Genomic DNA, 20,655 nt, shown 5'->3' on the forward strand with positions numbered 1-20,655 from the left:
CTCCCCCAAAACATTTTATTGATTAAATTTACTTATTATTGCCAACATTCCCGTGCGAATCATATACCACGGAGATATCTGAAATTCCCGCAGGACAACTAATGGCCAATACCAGTTGCTATAAACAAGCTGTGCCAAACACTGTCCGACCAATAATCCCCATAGCTCCATTCCTAATATCTGCACATTAAACAGTGCCAGCAATATTACAGCTATCCCAGAATAAATCGAAGCCTTCACAAAAGGAACTTCATTGCGTGTCGTAATGACCGTAGCAAAATTCGAATGATTATACTCCAAGAATAAATAAAAGAGCATAAACGCTACCATCGACGAGGGCAATAGTAATGTATTACTATGAATCAAGACTAGGATATCATTGCCAAATACTAATATTCCAAACGCACAAGCAAGAAATATCAAGCCTCCCAGCACAAATGTCATAGACATCAGTCTGACAATCCCCAAATCATCCTTTATCACTCTCATTTCATTCAACATAGGCAGATAGGTCGAAAATGGAATTCTTGCCAGTGTCAAAGCAAAATTAATAATCTGTAAAGTAAGCCCATAAGCAGCCACTGTTTTTAAATCAAAAAATATCGAAGTCAACAGGGTATTAGCTTGTATGATGAGATACGCACCAATAGATGATATCCCCATTTTCTTCGCATTAAACCAGATGATTTGGAGATACTCTTTGGTTTCTTCTTTGGACATTTCCATATCAGGTATTGACAAATGCTTGTTTAGAAATGATTTGCACATCATGCGAACAATCACACCGTTAAAAAGGAAGGCAATAGCTACAGCCATGATTGAGCCACCAAAGAATAAACCAATCACCGCAATAACGATAAAAACTACATTAGATACAATGGCAGCCTGTTGCCCCTGACGGATAAGACCTACACCATTCAGCAAGAATATCCAATAACTATAAAGGAAATTCAGAAATAAACCTATCGCATATATACACCATGCGATCAGATAATACGTATTATCCGCAAAAGAACGCGTGATGTAATATATATATCCCGTTCCTAAAAACAAGAGTAAAAATAATGCTAGTAAAGAGATATAGAAATAAACATATTTTGATACATGCTTGATTTTTGCCAACAGTTCATAGTTGATTTTCTTGCTAAAATTATTTTTTGCCGCCAAACCTTCTTTGGATAACTTCTCAGCGCCAGCATAGGCATAGGACACATTCCTGGTAATCGTTGGCGAAAAGCCCATATCCAAAATCTGTGTCATCGAGCCTATCGCTAAGAACACATACCATACGCCCATTTCCTCACTCGACAACATTCGCAACATCAGCGGCAGTAACAAAACGCCTGAAAAGAAACGTAAAATATATCCTAAGTAGCTCCATAGAACATCCACTTTCGTTATATGCATTATCCATGAATCCTTCCCTGTCTTATTTATTCGGCAAACCTCACAATATCATCCTCACTGATATAGGCATTATTATGGATTTCGATAAGCTCCAAAGGAATCTCCCCCGGATTAGTAAATAGGTATTTTACAGTCTGCGGGATAAACACAGATTCTTCCTGTTACACTTGATAGAATACTTGTTTCGTATGTACGAAGTTTGAGAATGTTATATAATAAAATAATAGGGCATAACTTCACATGTATTTGTATACATAAGATATACTAGATTTATCATGCCAAAAATATAAAAACAAAACTTCAGCATAATTAATATATTTCTTTGCCTTACCATATCCAATAAATAACAAATAAGCACACATCCATAAATCAAGAATGTATCACTTAATCGACTGAATATATTCATCGTAGTGGTCGATGCATAGAACATAACGCATCCAAAAAGAACCATAATATTTAAATATGAGATTTTTCTCCCTACCTCAAAATCATATTTAAACAGGCTATTAAACAATACTAAAAGGATATATGCTACACACTTCATTAAACCATAATACCCTGATTCTCTTGGCGCATTTAATTCACTATCTGCATTAAAATAGCCTACATACGTATCCCCTAACACATATGTATTATTCAACAAATAACTATAACTCGCTTGTAATATTACCACTCCTATAGCAAAAGGTATGATTAATCTGAACAAATCACTCTCCCCATTTTTAACTTGTAAACTATTTCCTCGAATGTATCAGGCTGAGTAAAATCAAACACCTCATTAGCCCACATTAATGTTACTAGATTTTCAGTCTCACTTAAATTGATAATATTATGCGTATATCCCGGCAGCATATGCACCGCCTGTATTTTATCTCCACTGACTTCAAATTCAATGACTTCATCGGTGCCGATTTTCCGTTCTTGTATCAAACCATGTCCAGCAACGACAATGAAGAATTCCCATTTACTATTGTGCCAATGCTGACCTTTGGTAACGCCTAGTTTGCTGATATTCACCGAAAACTGACCATGATCGGCGGTTTTCAGCAACTCCGTAAAGCTGCCACGTTCATCGCAATTCATCTTTAAATCGAAAGCGACTTTCTCCTTCGGCAAATAGGACAGATACATACTATATAATTTCTTGGCAAAGCTGCCTTCCGGAATTGCCGGCATGATCAGAGTATGCGGCTGATCATGAAAGGTATGAAGAAGTTCCACAATCTGTCCTAAGGCAGCCTTATGTGTAACGGGTGCATAGCAATAACGTCCAGATTCAGTTGGTTTTGCCATCAGGCCATCATACTCGATACCATCAATCACTTCCCCGGTTTTGGGATACTCGCAACGCATTGCCTTACCTTCGAGCAGGTCATACATTACCTCCAACAGGTCATCAATGAACAACATTTCGAGTTCTACAGACGGATCATTTACCGTTATCGGCAAATCATGAGCAATGTTATGACAGAATGTCCCTACTGCAGAGTTATAGTTGGGACGTACCCATTTGCCAACCAAATTTGGAAACCGATAAACATAGACAGGCGCACCTGTTTCCTCACCATAATGGAGGAACAGTTCCTCTCCATCCCGCTTGCTCAGGCCGTATTCCGACGCTCCAAAACGTCCGGCCAAGGTTGCCTGCAGGGATGAACTAAGCATTACCGGACATTTGTTATTGTGTTTTTTTAACGTATCGAGCAGGATACTCGCAAAGCCAAAATTTCCTTCCTCAAATTCCTTAGGGTCTTTTGGCCGGTTTACCCCGGCAAGATTGAAGACAAAATCACAGTCAGCACAAAACTGCTCCAAATCCTCTACCGTGTTATGTCGGTCATATTCATAAATCGCTTGAATAGATATATTGGGGCGCGTCCTGTTCTTTCCGTCCCGAATATTTTTCAAGTTCTCTACAAGATTGCGGCCAACAAAGCCTGCCGCGCCTGTTACCAGTATCTTCATACGTCTTTTCTCCACACCATCTTATTAACCACACCAACATAGGATTGAATGAGTTTTACAACCTTATCCGACACATTGATGTCCGTATAGTCCGGCACAGGCATTGCTCCGCCATTTTTCTCTTCCTTAACCATCTCTACAGCGGTATCTACAGCCTGGAGCAATCCCTTTTCATCAATTCCGGATAGGATAAAGCAGGCCTTGTCCAAAGCCTCAGGACGCTCTGTCGATGTGCGGATACATACTGCTGGAATTGGCTTTCCGATTGAAGTAAAGAAACTGCTTTCCTCTGGCAGTGTGCCGGAATCCGAAACAACTGCAAACGCATGCATCTGCAGGCAGTTATAATCATGGAATCCCAGCGGTTCATGCTGAATTACACGAGAATCAAGTATGAATCCTGAAGACTCCAACCTTTTCCTGGAGCGTGGGTGACAGGAATACAGAATCGGCATATCGTATTTTTCGGCCATGCGGTTAATCGCCGTAAAGAGACTCGTAAAATTCTTTTCCGTATCAATATTTTCTTCACGGTGAGCAGATAAGAGTATGTATTTCCCCTTCTCCAAACCAAGACGGGTGTGTATATCCGATGCCTTGATTGCCTCCAGATTATCGGTCAGAACCTCTGCCATAGGCGAACCTGTCACATATGTACGTTCCTTTGGCAGGCCGCAGTCAGCTAAATAACGGCGTGCATGCTCGGAATAAGCCAAATTCACATCACTGATGATATCGACAATGCGCCGATTCGTCTCCTCAGGCAGGCATTCATCCTTGCAGCGGTTGCCAGCCTCCATGTGAAAAATAGGGATATGCATACGCTTGGCACCAATCACAGACAAACAGGAATTCGTATCGCCCAGGACCAGAACCGCATCCGGCTGCAGTTCTGCCATAGCCTTATAGGAAGATGCGATAATATTGCCCATCGTTTCGCCCAGATCATTTCCCACTGCATTCAAATAAAGTTCCGGATCTGCCAGCCCTAAATCTTTAAAAAATACCCCATTAAGGTTATAGTCATAATTCTGTCCCGTATGTACCAGCACAGTATCAAAATACTTACGGCACTTCTTGATTACAGCAGACGACCGAATGATTTCCGGACGCGTCCCCACAATAATCATCAGTTTCAATTTGCCATTATCTTTCCAATGGATACTCATGAATATCTTCTCCCTTAAGCCTCAACTGCATGTGGACGGCCTTCCAATTCTTCCTTCACATAGTCTGTGGTCATAATTTTTTTCACAACGCCATCCACATCCAGACGATTTGTATTGTGGGAAGTATAGGCCTCGTCACCTTCGGTGACCACATCCCCCTGCACGTAGAACTTATCATAGTTAAGGCCACGAGCATCAGAACTAATACGGAAATAGTTGCCCATATCCGTAGAACGCAAGCGTTCTTCTCTGGTCATTAACGTTTCGTAAAGTTTTTCTCCATGACGAGAGCCTATGATTTTCTTCTCCGTCTGTCCAAATACCTTCATTACACCATCTGCCAGGTCACCAATAGTGCTGGCATCAGCCTTCTGAATGAACAAATCGCCCGGTTCAGCATGCATAAAGGCAAATGACACTAAATCTACAGCTTCATCAAGGTTCATCAAGAAACGCGTCATATTAGGGTCTGTGATAGTAATAGGCGCTTTTCTCTTAATCTGGTCAATAAACAAAGGAATGACCGATCCACGGCTGCACATTACATTTCCATAACGAGTACAACATAGCACCGTACCGCTCCTATCAAAAGCAGCCTGCGCTCTGGCCCCCATCACTTTCTCCCCCAGCATCTTAGTTGCACCCATTGTATTGATGGGATACGATGCTTTATCTGTAGATAAGAACACAACCTTCTTTACTGCATTTTCCACAGCCGCCGTAATAACATTATCTGTACCTATAATGTTCGTCTTAACAGCCTCCATAGGAAAAAACTCACAGGAAGGTACTTCTTTCAACGCTGCAGCATGAAAAACATAATCTGCTCCATACATGCATTCACGCACAGAAGATAGATTACGCACGTCTCCTACATAGAACTTTACTTTCGAGGCATATTTAGGATATCTTGCCTGCAACGTGTGCCGCATAGTATCCTGCTTCTTCTCATCGCGGCTGAGAATACGAATCTCTCCCAGGCCAGAGCAAATGAAATGCTTAAGCACTGTGGAGCCAAAAGACCCAGTACCGCCGGTAATAACCAAAGTCTTATCCATAAATGAGTCCCTGATGTCCATACACTTTATTTCCTCCAAAAGTATCTATTACACATGAAGTTTTATAATTTTATATTTTTTTATCCTTGTAACCTGCTATATTTTTGTATAATTCAACAAATTCTCTAAATCTTTCTTTTCGATCAAAACACTTAGACCTTGTAAGACATGTTTCTGTACTAATACATTCTCCTTTACAGATGTCTTTAATTGCTTTCATGAGACCTTCCAAATCATCTGGTTCAACTGAAAGGCCACTAGATTTATTAATAATCTCGGCACTCCCGCCTGTTCTAAAAGTAACAACTGGTGTTCCGCACGCAAGTGCTTCTATATTAACTGTAGGAAAATTTTCCTCCCGTGTAGGATTAATAAATACATCAGCTGCTGTATATATTTCTGCCAGCTTATGTTTACTACTAGTTCTTTCAATCGCTATAATATCCTGGGGCAGTATAATGTTTTTATCGACACCAACAATTACAATTACGTATTTTGATTTGTCAAGCCTCTTATTCAAATCAATAAATACATCCAAGCCTTTACGATAAGACCAACCAAATGACACCCCTAAGAGGATTTTTACCCCTTCTTTAATTTTATACCTCTCACGAAAGTCACTTTTTTTCGGCTTAAACACATTTAAGTCAATCCCATTATTAATCACTTTTACTTGATACTCATTGAGAAATGATTCCTTTACTAAACTGGCCAACCATTTAGAAGGAGTAACAATAGTCATGTCCTCCACTCCAGTAAATGTCATTTTTTTTGTTTCCATAACACGTCTGTCCTATCCCAAAAAACAGACGGATACTCATTCTTAGGATATGGACAGTCATAACATCCTGTCTTCCACCTATCGCATCCACTAATTTGAAAATGTGGGCATCTCCCCGTAAAAGCCCAGCAATCATGCAAAGTCCATATCACTTTAATATGATGCTTCTTAATATAATCAAACAGCAATCCAACATGAATATAATTACAATGCAGATTATGAAGATGTATGATATCTGGTTTGATTCTGTCGACCTTTTTTAAAAAGGCTAATGTTGAAAAGTATGATGAAAAACCGCGCATTCCGGTAAAGCGAGAATACAACTCATTTACTCTCCTTATATTATACGAAGAAATAATGATATCTCTTTCGGCTTTAGGTCCATTATTCTTATCTGGTGCATATGCCTGCCAACAAATAAAACCATTATCTTCTGCAATTTTTGATATACCACGCATTATATTGCCGGTACTACCGAAGTTCCCCAAATTAATAGATAAAACTTCCCTCATATTATCACCTTAAAACAAAATATTATTTATAATAATATTTTTATTAAAATTTTCGTAACTATTCACCAGCGATCTGTAGCAGTAGACAATAATCGTTAATGTCCGCGAAGCAAGCTACAATATCCACGAATTACACCACAAAACGGTCAACATTGTACGCTGTACAACGGACATTACTGAGGCTGGTGAATAGTTACCATTTTTCATAGCTTGCCAAAAAACAACTTATCTTCTGCCGTACCAATGGACTCATCAAAACGTGTATTTGTGACAAGTTCTTTTTTAAATAACTTGTCGCAAAGCTCCCAATATAGAAGTTTTGGGACATCGCATGAAAATATTACTTGCAAAATATCATTCCGTGAATAAACAGCACGTTTTTCCTTTTTTAATGTTATATATCCACCATTTTCTTCCTCACATATATATCCACCGCCTGCAACATCGGCATTATTATTTACTATTTCACGCAACAAATGTTCATAAGTATCTTCATCTACCCAATCATCACCATCTACAAAACCAATGTATTCGCCATGAGCAGTGTTCAAACCAACATTTCTTGCATGACTTACACCACAATTATTTGTATGTATAGCTTTTATCCTTTTATCTCGTTTAGCAAATTCATCAATTATTTCTGCAGTATTATCTTCAGAGCCATCATCAATAACAATAATTTCAAGATTTCTATATGTTCGATTTAATACTGAGTTGAGGCAGTATTCTAAATAGTCTCCAACATTATAAACCGGAATAATAATACTTATTAAACCATTTAGTATTTTGTCAACCTCCGACATATGTTTAGTAATATTATTCATTGTTATCAGCTACTCATTTCATAAAATTCTCTATACCAACACGCAAAAAGGTTCAATCCTTTAGTAATAGTGGTATTAGGACGAAAATCAAAATCCCGTTCCAAGTCACTAACATCAGCATACGTCTGATACACATCTCCTGGCTGCATAGGTAGATATTCTTTCTCCGCGCTTTTGCCTAAGGCTTTTTCTAAAGTCTCGATAAAGTCCATTAATTTAACCGGACTGTTATTGCCAATGTTATATACCTTGTACTTATCGCCCTCCTTGTTGGCTTTCGGTGGATTGCAAAGCATATGCTCGATCCCTGTAACGATATCATCAACATAAGTAAAGTCGCGAAGCATATCACCGTTGTTGTAAATCTTTATCGGTTTACCGTCACGAATCAGATTGGCAAATTTGAAGTATGCCATATCGGGACGACCATACGGGCCATAGACCGTAAAGAACCGCAGCCCCGTTGCCGAAATGCCATACAGATGACTGTAAGTGTAAGCCATCAGCTCATTAGACTTCTTTGTTGCAGCATAGAGACTAATTGGATGGTCAACATTATCTGTGGTACTAAACGGCGTTTTCTCCTGATTGCCATACACCGATGAACTGGACGCAAACAGCAGATGCTCCACGGGATTATGACGGCAAGCTTCTAATATATTGAAGAAACCTATGACATTGGAGTCAATATAACTACGCGGATGGTCGATACTATACCGCACACCAGCCTGTGCGCCCAAATTCACCACAATATCAGGCTTTGAACACTCAAACAGTGTCTTGACTGCTGACTCATCAGCCAAATCCCCTTTGAAAAACTCATAATGGGGATACGCCTGCAAAATCGCCAGTCTGCTTTCCTTCAGCGATACATCATAATAATCATTGCAATTGTCAAATCCGACCACATTTGCCCCCAGCTCCAACAGCCTTTTCGACAGATGAAAGCCGATAAAACCAGCACCGCCAGTAACCAATACCTTTTTCGTATTATCAAAGTCCTTGTAATCTGCCAATTTCTTCGCTCCCCTAGCTTATTAATCCCGACTGAAAATGTCTCGCGTAAACACCTTATCCCGCACATCATCCAGCACGTCATTCCAACGATTGGCCACAATCACATCGCTTCGTTCCTTGAATGCTTCCAAATCATTAACCACCTCGGAACGGAAGAAATTATCCTCTTTAAGTGTTGGCTCATAAACAATGCAGGGAATACCTTTCGCCTTAATGCGCTTCATAATGCCCTGAATCGCGCTGGCGCGGAAATTATCGGATGCCGTCTTCATCGTCAGACGATAAACACCAACAACCTTCGGTTTTTTAGCAATAATCGCATCCGCAATAAAATCCTTGCGCGTGCGGTTGGCCTCCACCACTGCGCCAATAAGATTCTGCGGCACATCACGGTAATTAGCCAACAGCTGTTTTGTATCTTTGGGCAGACAGTAACCGCCATAACCAAAAGACGGATTGTTATAAAAATCCCCAATACGCGGATCTAGACTGACACCACGGATAATCTCGCCCGTATCCAGCCCACGGGCTTCTGCATAAGAATCCAACTCATTAAAGTAAGCCACCCGCAAGGCCAGACAGGTATTGGCAAAGAGCTTGATTGCTTCAGCTTCAGTAGAACCAGTAAACAGCGTAGGAATATCCTTTTTCACTGCACCTTCCGCCAGCAGTCCAGCAAAGATCTTTGCCCGTTCCGAGCGTTCACCAACGATAATCCGGGAGGGGTAGAGATTGTCATGCAGAGCCTTCCCTTCCCGCAGAAACTCCGGCGAGAAAAGGATATTGTTGGTCTTGTAACGCTTCTTCATCTGTTCCGTATAACCAACCGGCACCGTAGACTTAATCACCATAACCGCCTGCGAATTGATATCCAACACTTCTTCAATCACCGTCTCCACAGAAGAAGTATCAAAGAAATTCTTGTCCGGATCATAATTCGTGGGCGTAGAGATAATCACAAACTCCGCTCCCTCAATCGCCTCCCGTGCCTCCAAGGTAGCCCGGAAGTTCAGTTTCTTATGTGCAAGGAACTCTGAAATATCCCCGTCCACAATCGGTGAAACGCCCTGATTCAACATATCCACCTTCTCCGACACAATATCCAGCGCCGCCACCTCATTATGCTGCGCAAGCAAGAGACCATTAGACAAGCCCACATAACCTGTACCCACAATTGCAATTTTCAAAATGCACTACTCCCCTTCAAATTTTCATTATATATATAAGCAAAAGAGGTCATCATCATGTATGCTATACAAGAAGAATCCAAAAACGAACTTATCCAAGGACGTGAGCTTGCTATAGTTCTACCAGTATCAAACATATCCACATAGAACGGATTTTTTTCGCTATGATTCGATAATTTTTACATGGTAAAAAAATATCAAGTACTACCCGAGGCAGAAGTTGTCTTTGCTGAATAAAATAAGTCTTTATAATGATTTAGAAATTCAAGTAAAAAAGATATAACCGCCGTTTATACGACGGTACTTTTATTTAGATAAAACTTATCCATGACATACCTTGTTGCATCCATCTCAACATTCCGCCAATATGTATAGTTCAACATGTGAAACACCTTATACATCATCAATACTTACTGCCAAGTATTTAATGTTTATCTTCGGCAAACTGACACCTCCCTACCATTACCACATAATCCTAAAACCATAACAATTCCAAAAAAAATTGGATATGCATCCCCTTTATATTCTGCTACAAAAAAGCATATAACCAATGCCATAATCAAATAGCGGCAGACCTTATTTCCACGTAAATTGTGTAAGGCAAATGCGGTTAAAGCTAGATAAGATCCATATATCAAAAATGCACCTATCACGCCAAAGTAAAGAATTATCCTCATATAGCCAGCATCTGTATTCATATAATAGCTGCCATCAACATTCTCATACCTGCCATCCCCTAACAAAATAGTACTATCATCTGGCATAAAATACATACCATACACTAATTTATCGCCACTGGAGCCAAATGTAATCTGACCATATTGTAATCCTTGGATAAATCCTTCTATTGGTTGCATAAGCCATAATTTCCAAGCATCAAACATCGGATTATCAAAAAAACCTAAAACCACATATAAAAAAAAGAACGCAATTACAATTCCTCCAACCTGCCAAGCAATTGTGTTGAACTTCAACGTCTTCATCATCAAAACAACGATGGCTACAAGGGAAAGAATGATACCTATCCTGCCATAGAATAAATTTCCCAACAAAGATACCAGCAGCAAAGGAAACCCAATATATATTTTTCGACTTATTAAATAGTATGATAATATTCCAGCAATACTAGCCAATATAGTTTGATTAAATCCTGCAAAGCCCCCTACACTAAAGCGCGTTATATACATTTCATCTTCCAACAGACTTGGTCGATCCGTTTTATTAAGCAACAAAATATAGTTCTCACGCATATCTGGAAAAAGCAGTGTTAAAACCGTAAAAAAAACACAAACAGCAATAGCACCACTATAAAAAATACTGAATATCTCTAATATACTTTTATTCCGCAATGTATTCTCAGCTAACAACAACAAAAACATGCTAATATACATCCACCGAAACGCAGTAAATATTTTCATAAAATAGCTATAATCATCAGTATTATTATAAACTATGGCACAAAGCGACCATATTAGAGCAACCACCCAAAAAGAAAAAGATATCCATAAGTATTTCTTTTTTATTCCATTCAATAAACATTGAACTCTTCTAAAATTACACAAAAGATAAAATAATGGTATACTATTGTATATCCCACTATTCAACCATCCCGGAAATGCTCGCAAATACACGGGAACCAACCAATAAACAAAAGCCAGTAATACCATTGCATATTTTATATATTTCATCGAGCAATCAACTCCTTGAGATGGTCTATCACGTGCATAGTTTCATCTTTTGCCGAATATCCACTGGATATAATCACATCTGCATTATCCAGACGTTTCTTTTGATTATGGCATATCGACAGTATTTCACCTACCCATTCATCAACATCGTTTAATTCACACCTGGTTGTCTCCTCAACCAATGCAACTTCATGTGGGACACCTGTTGAAATTATACAAGGCAATCCTGAAGCCTGTGCTTCCAAAGCAACAAGACCGAACCCTTCACTAATCGATGGTAACAAGAACAAATCCATGGCTTGATACATTATTTCTACATTTTCAATATTCCCCGTAAATATTACGTCATCATCTAAATGATTCAGTGTTATTTTTTCTTGAATTTTTCTAAGGTAACTATCATATGCATCAAGATTTGTATTATCACCTACCAAGAGCAATTTTGCATTTGTACGTTGTCTTTTCACCGCCGCAAATACCTCAATAAGGAATAAATGATTTTTTACCGGTGAGAACCTGCCAACATGTCCAATAACAAATGTATCATCATTCAATCTATATTTTGACCGTACCCTTTTACGAACAACATCATTATAACGGTATTTAGATACATCAATTCCATTATGAACAATAAATGCATCTTCATGTCCAAATAAGAATTTCGATGCTTTTTTACTACAAGCCCAATACTCCGTAACACAAAATTTAACGATTAAACGATTATATGCAAACATAAATCTACGCAAAAGAGAAATATTATTTTCAAAACCACTTCCATGTGCGTGCATAATCCTATGCTTTATACCTATGATTTTCGCCAATAAAAATGGCAAGTCTTGTGAGTAGTCTGAACAATTGCTGACAAAGGCCGAATATTCTTCATTTCTTATTTGCCAAAACAATTTCAACATACGCCAATAATATTTCAGAGGATTCTTGGGTCTGCTACCTAAATTATAAACATTTCCTTGATGCAGAATTTCCTCTTCATAAGCAATGGGTCCATCTGAGCTATTGATGAAATCATATCTGACATCTGCAGGCAGGCATCGAATTTGATTGATTAAATATGTCTCTATGCCACCCTTTGTTTTTTCTGCAGACATGCCAAATTGTAAAATCTTCATTTTATTTCCTTTGTCCGAGAATAATCTTCGCGAGTCTAATACACAATTCAGCCAACTGAAAATTGCAGGCAAAAAGTAAAATAAGCATCTTGCGACTAAGCGGCAAGGGCATGCTGCACAAGAATCGCCAGTTATCTCTCAATTGTCTCTGACATATTCCGATTATTTCTTCTGTCCGTTCCTTTGATTCTGCCGAACCGTAAAAGGCAATCCTTGCCAAAATAGAAAAATATCCTCGTTCATGTTTTGCTTTCGCTAGTTCCCTTATTCTCTCATTATATGGACTAGCTAAGCTCTGCATTAATTCAGTAGCTTTGAAGAGATTTAAATCTTTTTCCTTAAACGCCCCTCTCGTAGTACTCATCCCCTTTTGATAGTAATAATATTTAATTAAATTACTATTTACCATTCTTTTCACATTAGATAAGGCTGCAAACTTGAACGGTATATCTTCATTTATAATTCCGTTTGGAAATCTCACCTTTGACAAAACCGATCTCTTAAACAAGCAACGACAAACACTATGCGAACCTGTGGCCATAGCTTCCAACAAATGTTTCTCCAATATTTCTTGCCCTGACCAAACATTTATCGTTTCTTTCTGTTTTATTTTTTTAGGAAAATCACTCGTTGTAAATGTGAAAGAAATGCTAGCACAATCAGCGGCGTTATCTATTATTAATCCATATAGATATTCATACATATCGCATGCAATATAATCATCACTATCAACGAAACCAACATATTCACCTTGACATTTATCTAGGCCATAATTTCTTGCAATTGCCTGTCCTTTGTTTTCTTGATGATAAACACGAATATTGGTATATTTATCAGAAAACATATTGCAAATTTCTCCACTATTATCTTCAGATCCATCATTAATAATAACTATCTCTAAATTAGGATATGTTTGTCTCAAAAGAGATTTTATACATCTAGTCAAATACTTATCCGTATTATATACAGGAACTATAACCGATATTAGTGGCAAACCATCAGTTATAGTTCCATTTTTACTATGGTTGATAAGCACATTATCCATTAAAATCACTTGCTACCTTTCAAGAATTTATACAACATCTTTTGAAACAGATTGGGTAATACGTGTCTCGCCAACTGTCCTATGCCGATAATCAAAAACTCCCCCAATGTGTTATATCCGCTTTTCCACGCCCTATATCTAATTTCGATCAAACTTCCCGTGTTCAACCAATTTTTCCGTCTAGCATATGTTGCCTTATCAAAGCGAAAACGAAACTGATCATCTGGCAGATTCATGCATACGGAATTATTCCTCAACATCTTAATCCACAGGTCACTGTCTTGATTTTTTCGATAATCGCCATAATTTCCCGACGATAACACCTTAGATTTACGAAACATCACCGTAGGATGATTAAACGGGTCACGTAGTTTTGCGAACTTGTATATTGCCTCATTTGTTTCAGGTACCCTGCGTTCACCTACAATGTTATCCGGACTTCCAGAAAATTCTTTTATAGAGTATCCCACAATATCCAAATGCGGATTTTGAGCAAATGCCTCCAACTGTAACTTACAACGATCGGGCAAGGAGATATCATCCGAATCCATACGCGCTATCAATTCATTTTTACATTTTTTTACACCAATTTTTAAAGCCGTACCCAAGCCAACATTTTCTTTAAGCTTTACTTCATTGATTACCTGAGGATATTTAGTGTCAAGTTCATCAATAACCGACTGTAAATATTTCGTTATGGGGCCATCAGTAACGACCACGACCTCATCTGGCATAACGGATTGAGTCAGCATACTGGACAGACTTTGTCGGAAATATTCAGGGTTATCTTTTTTGTATACGGTAATCAATACGCTGTATGGTTCATACACCATGAATTTCCTGCCACTCCCTTAGTAGCTCATTAGCTACCTGTTGTTTTTGTTGATAATCAGATTTCGTTACTAATTTTTGCCGTAACAGCCAGTCTCCATAATCTTCGCTGGTTTCCATACCGTCTGTGGCAATATCTTCCTGCTTGCTGACTTTAAATATTGTCCGCCAGATAATACGCAAGTCTTCTAACAAGTTTATGTTCTCAATATATTTGAGGTCATAGGCAAAGCGTTCTTTCCAGTCGATATTGTTTCTGCCACTGATTTGGGCAAGGCCAGTAAGTCCCGGTGTTATATCCTGGCGGTGCATTTCTTCTTCGGTGAAGAAAACCATATCCCGGACCAGCTGAGGTCTAGGCCCCACCAAGCTCATATCGCCTTTTAGGATATTCCATAACTCCGGTAGTTCATCCAAGCTGGTAGCACGGAGTTTTCTTCCAAAATCGATCATGCGCTCGTCATCCGGCAGGAGATTGCCGTCTTGGTCTTTGGCATCCGTCATGGAACGGAATTTATACAGGCGAAAGAGCTTATTGTTCTTGCCAGGCCTTATTTGTGAAAAGATTACCGGGCTGCCAAGATTTTTCTTTATCTTCCAGGCCAGCCATAACATCAACGGACTTAACAATATTAAGGCTATGACTGATGCTGCAATATCCAGCAGGCGTTTGCCGTATTTTTGATACAAAGATGTTTCACCTCAAAATCACATAATTTCCTGATATATTTCTTTGAAATTCTGAATAATATAGGCCACATCTTCATCCGTCAGTTTAGTATGAAGTGGCAAAGTCATTTCATTCTGATACTGAGCATAAGCATTGGGATAATCTTTAATGTCAAATCCCAGATTTTTATAAGCCGTATGCATAGGCAAAGGCTTATAGTGAACATTAGTGGCTATCCCCCGTTCGGCCATTTTGGTGATGAAAACATTTCTCGTAGTTTCGTCTTTACCCATCAAGCGCAAGATATAAAGATGCCCGCTGCTCTGGTGTACGTCCGTATAATGGTTCAACACCTGCACATTTAGACCTTGGAAGGCTTCGTTATATTTGTTGATGATTTCCTTGCGGCGTTTGAGCATTGCCGGATAGCGTTTCATCTGTACAAGGCCGATGGCCGCCATAATGTCAGTCATGTTGCATTTGTACCATGGCCCTTTGATATCGTATTCCCAGGCGCCGAGCTTGGTCTTAGCCAATGCATCCTTTGACTGGCCGTGCAGGCTCAAAAGCTGGTACTGATGGTAAAGCGCTTCATTATCCACACCATCCATGTCGTTCCAGACGACCGCACCGCCTTCAGCCGTGGTGAAGTTCTTTACGGCATGGAAGGAGAAACTGGTGAAATCAGCTACGGAACCAATAGGCTGACCGTTGTATGCGGCACCGAAGGCATGGGCGGCATCAGCGGTGATGGCCACTCTGCCAATAGCTTTCTGGATTTCATTATTCGGCTGGAACAAGTCTTTCTTGCTCTCCACAATGGCTTTCAGCTTGGCATAGTCGCAGGGAGCGCCGCCTAAATCCACGGGGATGATGGCCTTGGTCTTTTCCGTGATGGCTTTTTCCAAAGCATCGTAATCCATTTCAAAGGAATCTTTCGCCGTATCCACGAGGACAATCTTGGCACCTACGTGGTCAATTACGCTGGCCGAAGCGGTATAGGTGTAGGCGCTGGTGATGACTTCATCGCCTTCGCCGATGCCCAGGACTCGTAAGGTGAGTTCCAAGGCCGCTGTCGCAGAGTTCAGACAGACGGCTTTGCTGGTATGGCAGAATTCGGCAATCTGCGCCTCCAGCTTTTTCGTGCGGGGGCCGGTGGTAATCCAGCCGGAGCGCAGGGCTGCGGCGACCTCTTCGATTTCAGCCTCCGTGATGTCGGGAGGGGAGAAACTGATTTGACGGGATTTCATGATTATATTGCCTTCTTTCTTTGTTGCAGTGGGTTTTACACCTCATCCGAGCGCTTCGCGCCCACCTTCTCCTCAAGGAGAAGGCTTTATTTTGCTTCTTCAAGCTGCTTGCTTTTATAGGTTGGAATCATGTGTTTCAACGTCTTTAAGATTAGCTGTTTGTCGTTTGTATCTTTGAGTGTCTGCAGGCTTTGCTGCAGATCATCTTCGTTCAAGGGCTGAATCTGTGCCTTGAAGATTTTCTTGTGTTTGGTACTGGTCGTGCCTTCCTCGCTGGTGAGAAGTTCTTCGTAGAGCTTTTCGCCGGGGCGCAGGCCGGTGTAGACGATTTTTATGTCTTTGTCCGGTGTCAGGCCATGGAGTCTTATAAGGTCTTCGGCCATGTCCTTGATTTTTACAGGTTTCCCCATGTCAAAGAGGAATACTTCGCCGCCTTCGGCCTGGCTGCCGGCCTGCAGAACTAATTGCACTGCCTCGGGGATAGTCATAAAGAAACGTGTCATTTCTTTGTCAGTGACAGTTACGGGACCGCCGGCGGCGATCTGCTTTTCAAAGAGAGGTACTACACTGCCGCGGCTGCCTAAGACATTACCGAATCTTACGGTGACGAATTTGGTATTGCTGCGCTGGTTGATTTCCTGCAGGACAAGTTCCGCGGTACGCTTGGTAGCGCCCATTACACTGGTTGGATTTACGGCTTTGTCGGTGGAAATCAAAACGAATATTTCCGCATGGTTTGCGTCTGCCAGTTCAGCTACGTTTTGCGTGCCAAATACGTTGTTTTTTACTGCTTCGTCCGGCTGAATTTCCATTAAAGGTACATGCTTATGCGCTGCGGCATGGAATACCACCTGGGGGTGGAACAGTTTAAAAACTTTGGCCATACGCTCTTTGTCAGTAATATTGGCAATGACCGTGTGATAGGCCTGTTCCGGGAATTTACGCTTTAATTCCTGATGGATTTCGTAAATGCTGTTTTCACCACGGCCCAGGAGGATAATCTCCTTAGCGCCCACCCTGCTGATTTGTCTTGCTAATTCCGAGCCGATGCTGCCTCCGGCACCGGTAATCAGCACAGTTTTGCCGGAGATGTAATTGGTTATCTTGGCAAAATCCAAATGTATGGGCTCACGGCGCAGCAGGTCTTCAAGACGGATTTCCCGCATTTCGCCCATGCCAACTTCATTGGAAACCATTTCGTATATGCCAGGCATAATGCGAACTTTCGCCCCGGTCTGACGGCATTTGCCATCTATATGGCGAATGGTGTCACCATCTGCCGAAGGGATGGCGATGACGATTTCATCAACCTTGTTGGCTTTTACTACCTGCGGCAGTTCGTTAACCGTCCCCAGAATAGGAAAACCTGCTAGTCTGCCATTTCTTTTCTTTTCATCATCATCGACAAAGCCGATGATATTCGTGGTGGCGGCGGCATTCTGCTCAAGCTCTCGCACCAGCATAGCCCCGGCATCACCAGCACCGACAATCAGGAGATTATCCTTGTCACCCTTAGATTCCGTTACCATGTCAAAATTTATCTTGAACATCAACCGGCTGACACCAATGGCACCGATGCCCAGCAGCCAAGAGAGTATTAGCACACTTCGTGGCACGGGTATTTCTGCCAGCATAGTTACAATAAAAATTACAGCCTGCGAAATGGATACAGCACCAATAATAGCTATCAAATCCCGTATGCGTGCATAGTGCCAGATGCGATGATATAAACCATAAAAATAAAAAATCCCCAGGTTTATAAGCACCATCCAAGGCAGGCACGCACGAAATATCGCATATTCTGCATTGGGAATTACACCGTCATAACGCAGGAGCAACGCAATGATAGGTACGACTGCTAAAATCACTGCATCTATTAAGATAAGTTTCATTTTGTCTCGAATTTGTTGTAAATAACTCACACGCTACGCCTCGCCACACTGATTTAAGTTTTGTTTCATTACAACACACAACAAATATATTGTTGCGCTACGCAACTCCTATTATATGTTTCTTTTTGTTGTTAGTCAATAATATATGTTACATTATGACACTCAGTCTGCCATACGTGGCCCGGCTCTCGTATAATAGATTTGTACGTCCCACAAAGGAGTGATTCATATCGAAAACAAACTGCAATTTTTACGAGAGCTGCACGAACTTAAACAGCAGGATGTAGCCGACACGCTCGGTGTCAGCCGCTCGACTTACGCCAATTACGAGTCCGGACGCCGGGCACCTGATATCGATATGCTGATGCGTTTGGCGGATATATATGGTATTTCCCTTGATGAATTGACCGGTCACGAAGTAAATCAGTCCCAAGGCATAAAGCTGACCAGTCAAGCCCTGCGCCTGCTTAAGAGCTTTAATCAGCTTCCCTTGAATTATCAGGAATGGTATATTTCTCATATGGCTGTCGATGCCAAGGGCCGGCAATACTCACTGGATTTAACACCATCCATTGTTGCTGATAAAATTGACGAAAAAAAATAGGCATTTCGATTTCCGATGAATCGAAATGCCTATTTTTTTTATGTTATTATTCTGTTACCAGCACAGCCTCTTTTTCTTCCGCGTCCAACTGGGCCATATCTTCTCTTACTTTACCATTCCAATGGTATTTGACAGTAAGCACCAGGGCAGCGGCTGCAAGCATGAAGGCGGCCATGATGTAGTAGCCTAAGTCAAAGGCACCGGTATTGGTCTTTACCCAGGCCATCATGTTGGGGCCTACCCAGCCGCCGATGTTGCCACAGGAGTTGATAAGGGCCACCGAGGCGGCAGCGGCCGGGCCGGTGAGGAAGGTAGTCGGTATCGTCCACCATACGCCCATGGCGGCATAAATGCCGATAGCGGAGAGGCAGACAAGGAAGAGGGCCATGCCCATGCTGTCGACAAGCGGTGAGCAGCCAAGGCCGACAGCGCCTACCAGCAGGGCGCCGGCTACGTGCCAGACTTTATCGCCGGTACGGGTAGAAGTATAGCCGATGATGACCTGTACCACGAGTGCAGCTACCATCGGAATGGCGATTGCGCCGCCCAGCAGGGACGTTGACCAGCCGGACATACCTTTGAGCACCGTCGGCATCCAGAAGTTAAAGCCCCAGAAACCAACCACCCAGAGGAAATAGATAAAGCAGAGTTTCAATACTTTAGGTTCACAGAAAGCCTGCCATACGGTGTATTTTTTCACACGGTGCATAGCAGCCTGTTCTTCTTCATACACTTTACTGAGATAGGCTTTTTCCGTGTCGGTCAGCCAGCTGGCCTGCTCCGGACGGTCTTTCACGGCAAAGAAGAAGTAAACGGCAAAGAGCAGCGCCGGCAAAGCCTCCAGAATAAAGAGTTCCTGCCAGCCATGCAGGCCAAACAAGGATGTTTCCAGCAGCACACCGGCCAGCGGCGCACCGATAATTGTCGAAATGAGCAGCGAAGTCAGCATGAGCGAAGTCGCCCTGGCCCGCTCCCCGGCGGCAAACCAGCGCGGAAACAACACCGAGTAAATGACCGGATACAAGCTGGCTTCTGACGCCCCCAGCAAGAACCGGCACATGTAGAATTCTGACGGTGTTTTCACGAAAGCCATATACACGCACACCAATCCCCAGGTGAACATGATACGGGCAATCCACTTCGTCGCCGAAAACTTCGCTGCTACCAGCGAGCCCGGCACTTCAAACAGCAGGTAGCCGATAAAGAAAATCCCGGCACCCATGCCAAAGATTTCCGGTGTCAGCCAGGGCATATCCTCCGTCATGGTGAGTTTGGCATAAGCCACATTCACGCGGTCAATGCAGGCGATGATAGATACCAGAAATACCGGCAGAATGATGCGCCAGTCACGCTTGCGTTTTAGTCGTTGCAAATCCAGAGTTTCCATAATGATTCCTCCCTAAAATGATTGCATATAAATAAAATAAAAAAGTCCGTCCCTATAAAGGGACGGACTGCTTATCCGTGTTACCACCCAGTTTCCCTGCCATGACAGCAGAGCACTCTACTACGTACCAACATACGCGGCTGCTGTAACGGGCAGCTCCCGTGGACGCTTACTTTCTTTCTGACAAGGTGTTCAGCACCATATCTCAAGGATGATTTTCCATTTCCGCTGGACTATCGGC

General features: G+C 41.5%; 19 protein-coding genes and 1 other annotated feature (1 of these 20 cut by a window edge). Of the genes, 1 reads left to right on the forward strand and 18 read right to left on the reverse strand.

The window, feature by feature from the left end; genetic code table 11:
* Positions 1–15: 15 nt before the first annotated feature.
* The 17 genes from wzx to DL94_RS0111870 form a co-directional block, all read right to left on the reverse strand.
* On the reverse strand, positions 16–1,407 hold the full coding sequence (wzx, locus tag DL94_RS0111790; RefSeq protein WP_028130322.1) for an O-unit flippase-like protein: 1,392 nt from the start codon (positions 1,405–1,407) through the stop codon (positions 16–18).
* A gap of 26 nt (positions 1,408–1,433) precedes the next feature.
* The gene (locus DL94_RS16615) at positions 1,434–1,556 is read right to left on the reverse strand and encodes a hypothetical protein (protein WP_081798819.1); all 123 of its coding nucleotides are present in this window, start codon (positions 1,554–1,556) and stop codon (positions 1,434–1,436) included.
* A gap of 544 nt (positions 1,557–2,100) precedes the next feature.
* A complete protein-coding gene (locus DL94_RS0111805) occupies positions 2,101–3,372 on the reverse strand; it encodes a polysaccharide biosynthesis C-terminal domain-containing protein (RefSeq protein WP_028130324.1) in 1,272 nt (423 codons plus the stop codon).
* Positions 3,369–4,541, reverse strand: coding sequence for a non-hydrolyzing UDP-N-acetylglucosamine 2-epimerase (wecB, locus tag DL94_RS0111810; RefSeq protein ID WP_028130325.1), 1,173 nt, complete (start codon positions 4,539–4,541; stop codon positions 3,369–3,371). Before wecB ends, DL94_RS0111805 begins: the two co-directional genes overlap by 4 nt.
* 14 nt (positions 4,542–4,555) lie before the next feature.
* Complete coding sequence (locus tag DL94_RS0111815; protein WP_037371865.1) at positions 4,556–5,620, reverse strand: polysaccharide biosynthesis protein; 1,065 nt, start codon at positions 5,618–5,620, stop codon at positions 4,556–4,558.
* 49 nt (positions 5,621–5,669) lie between these two features.
* The gene (locus DL94_RS16365; RefSeq protein ID WP_197020755.1) at positions 5,670–6,380 is read right to left on the reverse strand and encodes a glycosyltransferase; all 711 of its coding nucleotides are present in this window, start codon (positions 6,378–6,380) and stop codon (positions 5,670–5,672) included.
* Positions 6,362–6,892 (reverse strand): glycosyltransferase family protein, encoded by a 531-nt coding sequence (locus DL94_RS16370; RefSeq protein WP_197020756.1) that lies wholly within the window; start codon positions 6,890–6,892, stop codon positions 6,362–6,364. The genes DL94_RS16365 and DL94_RS16370 overlap by 19 nt, the downstream gene beginning before the upstream one ends.
* Before the next feature lie 203 nt (positions 6,893–7,095).
* Positions 7,096–7,716, reverse strand: a complete 621-nt coding sequence (locus DL94_RS14850) for a glycosyltransferase family 2 protein (protein WP_051586443.1) — start codon at positions 7,714–7,716, stop codon at positions 7,096–7,098.
* A gap of 5 nt (positions 7,717–7,721) precedes the next feature.
* Complete coding sequence (locus DL94_RS0111830) at positions 7,722–8,732, reverse strand: NAD-dependent epimerase (protein ID WP_028130327.1); 1,011 nt, start codon at positions 8,730–8,732, stop codon at positions 7,722–7,724.
* A 21-nt stretch (positions 8,733–8,753) separates the two neighbouring features.
* On the reverse strand, positions 8,754–9,920 hold the full coding sequence (locus DL94_RS0111835; protein ID WP_028130328.1) for a nucleotide sugar dehydrogenase: 1,167 nt from the start codon (positions 9,918–9,920) through the stop codon (positions 8,754–8,756).
* Positions 9,921–10,351: 431 nt separating this feature from the next.
* Positions 10,352–11,608 carry a hypothetical protein gene (locus DL94_RS0111840; protein WP_028130329.1) on the reverse strand — a complete coding sequence of 419 codons (1,257 nt, stop codon included), beginning with the start codon at positions 11,606–11,608 and terminating at the stop codon, positions 10,352–10,354.
* The gene (locus DL94_RS0111845; protein ID WP_028130330.1) at positions 11,605–12,735 is read right to left on the reverse strand and encodes a glycosyltransferase; all 1,131 of its coding nucleotides are present in this window, start codon (positions 12,733–12,735) and stop codon (positions 11,605–11,607) included. The genes DL94_RS0111840 and DL94_RS0111845 overlap by 4 nt, the downstream gene beginning before the upstream one ends.
* 1 nt (position 12,736) lies before the next feature.
* Positions 12,737–13,780 (reverse strand): glycosyltransferase family 2 protein, encoded by a 1,044-nt coding sequence (locus tag DL94_RS0111850; protein WP_028130331.1) that lies wholly within the window; start codon positions 13,778–13,780, stop codon positions 12,737–12,739.
* Between the two features lie 5 nt (positions 13,781–13,785).
* A complete protein-coding gene (locus DL94_RS0111855) occupies positions 13,786–14,613 on the reverse strand; it encodes a glycosyltransferase (RefSeq protein ID WP_028130332.1) in 828 nt (275 codons plus the stop codon).
* The gene (locus tag DL94_RS0111860; RefSeq protein ID WP_028130333.1) at positions 14,603–15,301 is read right to left on the reverse strand and encodes a sugar transferase; all 699 of its coding nucleotides are present in this window, start codon (positions 15,299–15,301) and stop codon (positions 14,603–14,605) included. Before DL94_RS0111860 ends, DL94_RS0111855 begins: the two co-directional genes overlap by 11 nt.
* 18 nt (positions 15,302–15,319) lie before the next feature.
* Complete coding sequence (locus DL94_RS0111865) at positions 15,320–16,531, reverse strand: DegT/DnrJ/EryC1/StrS family aminotransferase (RefSeq protein WP_028130334.1); 1,212 nt, start codon at positions 16,529–16,531, stop codon at positions 15,320–15,322.
* An 86-nt stretch (positions 16,532–16,617) separates the two neighbouring features.
* Positions 16,618–18,453 (reverse strand): polysaccharide biosynthesis protein, encoded by a 1,836-nt coding sequence (locus DL94_RS0111870; RefSeq protein WP_156031858.1) that lies wholly within the window; start codon positions 18,451–18,453, stop codon positions 16,618–16,620.
* Between the two features lie 190 nt (positions 18,454–18,643).
* Here DL94_RS0111870 and DL94_RS15435 point away from each other — a divergent pair, with 190 nt between their 5' ends.
* Positions 18,644–19,027 carry a helix-turn-helix transcriptional regulator gene (locus DL94_RS15435; RefSeq protein ID WP_051586444.1) on the forward strand — a complete coding sequence of 128 codons (384 nt, stop codon included), beginning with the start codon at positions 18,644–18,646 and terminating at the stop codon, positions 19,025–19,027.
* Positions 19,028–19,073: 46 nt separating this feature from the next.
* Here DL94_RS15435 and DL94_RS0111880 read toward each other — a convergent pair whose 3' ends face one another.
* Entirely contained in the window at positions 19,074–20,414 is a 1,341-nt protein-coding gene (locus DL94_RS0111880; protein WP_028130336.1) for an MFS transporter, read from the reverse strand.
* A 55-nt stretch (positions 20,415–20,469) separates the two neighbouring features.
* Positions 20,470–20,655 (reverse strand) — a binding site (T-box leader); it runs 64 nt beyond the window's last position.

The organism is Selenomonas sp. AE3005 (genome assembly GCF_000686945.1).
Classification (GTDB): Bacteria; Bacillota; Negativicutes; order Selenomonadales; family Selenomonadaceae; genus Selenomonas_A.

Excerpts from the sequence above, each read along its gene's own strand:
- DL94_RS0111880 (WP_028130336.1), bottom strand. The coding sequence starts at position 20,414 with ATGGAAACTCTGGATTTGCAACGACTAAAACGCAAGCGTGACTGGCGC.
- DL94_RS0111840 (WP_028130329.1), bottom strand. The coding sequence starts at position 11,608 with ATGAAATATATAAAATATGCAATGGTATTACTGGCTTTTGTTTATTGG.
- wzx (WP_028130322.1), bottom strand. The coding sequence starts at position 1,407 with ATGCATATAACGAAAGTGGATGTTCTATGGAGCTACTTAGGATATATT.
- DL94_RS16370 (WP_197020756.1), bottom strand. The coding sequence starts at position 6,892 with ATGAGGGAAGTTTTATCTATTAATTTGGGGAACTTCGGTAGTACCGGC.
- DL94_RS14850 (WP_051586443.1), bottom strand. The coding sequence starts at position 7,716 with ATGAATAATATTACTAAACATATGTCGGAGGTTGACAAAATACTAAAT.
- wecB (WP_028130325.1), bottom strand. The coding sequence starts at position 4,541 with ATGAGTATCCATTGGAAAGATAATGGCAAATTGAAACTGATGATTATT.
- DL94_RS0111815 (WP_037371865.1), bottom strand. The coding sequence starts at position 5,620 with ATGGACATCAGGGACTCATTTATGGATAAGACTTTGGTTATTACCGGC.
- DL94_RS0111845 (WP_028130330.1), bottom strand. The coding sequence starts at position 12,735 with ATGAAGATTTTACAATTTGGCATGTCTGCAGAAAAAACAAAGGGTGGC.
- DL94_RS0111865 (WP_028130334.1), bottom strand. The coding sequence starts at position 16,531 with ATGAAATCCCGTCAAATCAGTTTCTCCCCTCCCGACATCACGGAGGCT.
- DL94_RS0111855 (WP_028130332.1), bottom strand. The coding sequence starts at position 14,613 with ATGGTGTATGAACCATACAGCGTATTGATTACCGTATACAAAAAAGAT.
- DL94_RS16365 (WP_197020755.1), bottom strand. The coding sequence starts at position 6,380 with ATGGAAACAAAAAAAATGACATTTACTGGAGTGGAGGACATGACTATT.
- DL94_RS0111805 (WP_028130324.1), bottom strand. The coding sequence starts at position 3,372 with ATGAAGATACTGGTAACAGGCGCGGCAGGCTTTGTTGGCCGCAATCTT.
- DL94_RS0111850 (WP_028130331.1), bottom strand. The coding sequence starts at position 13,780 with ATGGATAATGTGCTTATCAACCATAGTAAAAATGGAACTATAACTGAT.